Source organism: Youngiibacter fragilis 232.1, assembly GCF_000495435.3.
Classification (GTDB): domain Bacteria; phylum Bacillota; class Clostridia; order Clostridiales; family Clostridiaceae; genus Youngiibacter; species Youngiibacter fragilis.
Genome location: NZ_AXUN02000106.1, coordinates 1 through 3,191 on the forward strand (window position 1 = coordinate 1; position 3,191 = coordinate 3,191).

General features: G+C 47.1%; 3 protein-coding genes. 1 reads left to right on the top strand and 2 read right to left on the bottom strand.

Annotated features, from left to right (window positions below):
• Window positions 1–562: 562 nt before the first annotated feature.
• Window positions 563–898 (bottom strand): universal stress protein, encoded by a 336-nt coding sequence (locus T472_RS05975; protein ID WP_152975127.1) that lies wholly within the window; start codon window positions 896–898, stop codon window positions 563–565.
• Between the two features lie 341 nt (window positions 899–1,239).
• On the opposite strand from T472_RS05975, the gene T472_RS05980 reads away from it, so the two are divergent.
• Window positions 1,240–1,956: a hypothetical protein gene (locus tag T472_RS05980; protein ID WP_023386675.1), complete on the top strand. Its 717-nt coding sequence runs from the start codon at window positions 1,240–1,242 to the stop codon at window positions 1,954–1,956.
• Between the two features lie 52 nt (window positions 1,957–2,008).
• Here T472_RS05980 and T472_RS05985 read toward each other — a convergent pair whose 3' ends face one another.
• Window positions 2,009–3,073: a 3-deoxy-7-phosphoheptulonate synthase gene (locus T472_RS05985; RefSeq protein ID WP_278279645.1), complete on the bottom strand. Its 1,065-nt coding sequence runs from the start codon at window positions 3,071–3,073 to the stop codon at window positions 2,009–2,011.
• Window positions 3,074–3,191 lie beyond the last annotated feature (118 nt).

Below are 3,191 nucleotides of genomic sequence, written 5' to 3' on the forward strand. Positions count from 1 at the left end.
GGCCTTATATAAGATTTCTGTTCGTCGGCCCGAAAATTTGCCCGCCAGAACTCCTCGCCCTGACATCCGGCTTCCTTCAGATTCCACCTCGCAATGGACACCCTTGCCTTCGGCTAACGCTTCCTGCTACCGAGCGCGTAGTGGACTCTCACCACCAAGTTAGCGCCCATGCCGGGCGCACAACAGAAAGCAGCCGCAAGCATTTGAACTTGCGGCTGCTATTCAGTCTATAATACTGATGTCAGATATCAGCCTGAAACAGACAGGCTGTAGAAAATGATATACAGCACTGCAGCACCAGCGTGTGTTGAGATTAAGACTGCCGGTGTCCTGTCCTACTTCTTGCAAATGGCGTAAATTCCGAAGACCAGACCGCCAATCCCTGCGATGAAGATTTATACTGTAATATCCCAACAGGCATCATCTAAACCAAGGATACCAAGTCCCTTTACAAGAAGCAGGGATCCTGCAATTTAAATTATGGATGCCGCCTCCATATGGAATGAGACCTCGCCTGGTCTTGAATTAGGTTTGAATTAAAGCTCCACGATCCAAAATCCGATCAGTATTCGGTTTCCGAATGGGTGACCAATACAGGGCATTTGGCTTCTGAAATTACCCTCTGTGCAACAGAGCCCAGGAAAAACCTCTTTATCTTTGAGAAGCCCCTGTTCCCGATTATTATCGCATCTACCTTTTCCTTCTCTGCATCCTCAAGTATCCTGATATGCGGCTCACCCAGAAGAACCTCCCTTTCAGTTCTGATACCATTGAAATCCAGCTTCTCGACAATGGCATTGAGCAGCCTGTATGAGCTTTCTTCCATCTTCTCAACAGCTCCTGAATTCTCCTCTATCCATTTCCTGTCCACGTGGGACCATATTTCATCATTTCTCATGAAACGCAGATAATGGTCTGGATCCACAACTGTTACAAGCTTGATCCGGTACAAGCAGCCTCATGACAATCCCTCCCTTTCATTAATGGTTACCCTGAACCGTTAATTATCTTAATTTTCTGATTATATTATGGCATGCTTTATTACTGGATTGAACCATGCCTGTCACTCCGTATAAACCAGTTTTCTTATATTGTTATTAAATTAACCCATTGTTACCAGGTTGTGATTTATTATTTTCATGTTGGAAGTATAATAGGATTGCGAAAAAACTGACCCTTAGAATCCGTCCATAGGTTCCGGATGGATGCAAGGCATTGAAAAGCCTGAAAGGAGTGCAAATGAGAAGTGTAAGGAAGCCTATATGTCTCCTTGTCACAGCTCTTCTTCTTGGATCTGGCTGCGCCCAAAAGCAAAATGATTCTCCGTTCAAAATAACCGTAATTCCGCAGGAGCTTAAAGGATTTTCAATCCCAGGACAAAGTATCCACTATCTTGTGACAGTCGGCGAGGAAGCAAAGAAGGATTCTGTAGCCATAACAGCATCGTCTTCAGGTGCGGATGTTACCGTAGTAAGAAAGGATATCATTGAAGGTCAGGTAGCTGAAATCATAGTCGTTCCAAAAGCTGAAAGCTCCGGACAACCTGTAACTGTCGATATCGAAGGAACCCGGGGAAGCGTTAAGGATAAGAAATCAGTGACTTTCGAGGTAATTGAGGGTGAGGATGACAGGAAGGAGTACGCTGAAGAGCTTCTGAAGATGTTCATGCCTTTCCTTGCCGAGAAGCACCCTGAATTCAAGATCAATGCCGATACCAAATGGACAGGCACCATGGTAAGCCCTCAGTGGCTTGTTGTCTCACACTACCTGTTCTTCTCTGACGAATGGGAGCTGCACCTTGAGTGGCATGTGATGATCGCCCCGAATGACTGGGCAAGGATAGACCTGAGGCACAGGTCAGATGAAACCAAACCATCGTCGGCATTTGAGATCTCATCAGTAAGCGGCAAGACTTCACCCATACCGATTGAAGTCCCGACGGAAATCTGGAGATGAAAAAACGGCTTCCCTGAACCACAGGGGAGCCGTTCCATTACGATCAAACGGGTCAGGACAGCTTTGCTGTAAGCTCAGCAAGCTCAAGCACCAGCTTTTCAGTCTTGTCCCAGCCCAGACATGCGTCAGTTATGGACTGTCCGTAGTTGGTGCCTTTCTCGGACTGGGCACCATCCATTAGGTAACTTTCGATCATGAAGCCCTTGAACAGCCTGTTTATGGATTCTGAGCTCTTTGCGCTGTGCATGACCTCCTTGGCGATCCTTGGCTGCTCGTTCCACAGCTTCATGGAATTTGCATGGTTGCAGTCCACTATCACGGCAGGATTCTTGAGGTTAGCCTCAGTATACATCCTGGATAGCATCATCAGGTCCTCATAGTGGTAGTTAGGTATGCTTCTTCCGTACTGGTTCATTGCTCCCCTTAGTATCGCATGAGCAAGAGGGTTCCCATCGGTCTGTACCTCATTCCCGCTGAATATGAAGTCGTGGGGCAGCTGAGCTGCCTTTATTGAATTCAGCATGACGTTCAGGTATCCGCTTGTCGGGTTCTTCATTCCAACGGGCTCGTTTATTCCGCTGGCAGTAAGCCTGTGACCCTGGTTCTCAACCGACCTGGCACCCACCGCGTGATATGCCAGTATGTCATCAAGGTACCTGGCGTTCTCAGGATACAGCATCTCGTCCGCTCCAGTGAACCCAGTCTCCTCCACAAGCCTCTTATGAAGATGCCTGATCGTGTATATTCCCTTGCTGATGTCCGGAGCCTCATTGATATCCGGCTGATGCAGCATTCCCTTGTAGCCTTCTCCGGTAGTCCTCGGCTTGTTGGTATAAAGCCTGGGGATTAATACCAGCTGTTCCTTTACCTTCTCATTTACACCGGCCAGCCGTGTCATGTATTCCATGACGGAATCCTCCCTGTCCGCGGAGCAGGGCCCGATTACCAGGATCTTTTTCGACGACTTGCCTTCAAGGACCTCCCTGATCTCAAGGTCTCTCTTAGCCTTGACCTCAAGGGCTGCCTTAGACAATGGAATCTCTGATTTGATTTCCTCTGGAGTCGGTATGTTTTGTATGTACTTGAAGCTCATGTTTGACACCGCCTTATTATTCACTATTCTTATCTTTTGTGCTAATCAGAAAAGGACCAGCTTTAATATTTCCTACCATTTTAACAGAAAACCAGCCGGTTGGCACTTTTTTTATTATTATCTCAAACTTCGCAGTTTAGAA

Bases quoted from the DNA above. Each gene is read 5' to 3' on its own strand.
- T472_RS05980 (WP_023386675.1), top strand. From the start codon at position 1,240: ATGAGAAGTGTAAGGAAGCCTATATGTCTCCTTGTCACAGCTCTTCTT.
- T472_RS05975 (WP_152975127.1), bottom strand. From the start codon at position 898: ATGAGAAATGATGAAATATGGTCCCACGTGGACAGGAAATGGATAGAG.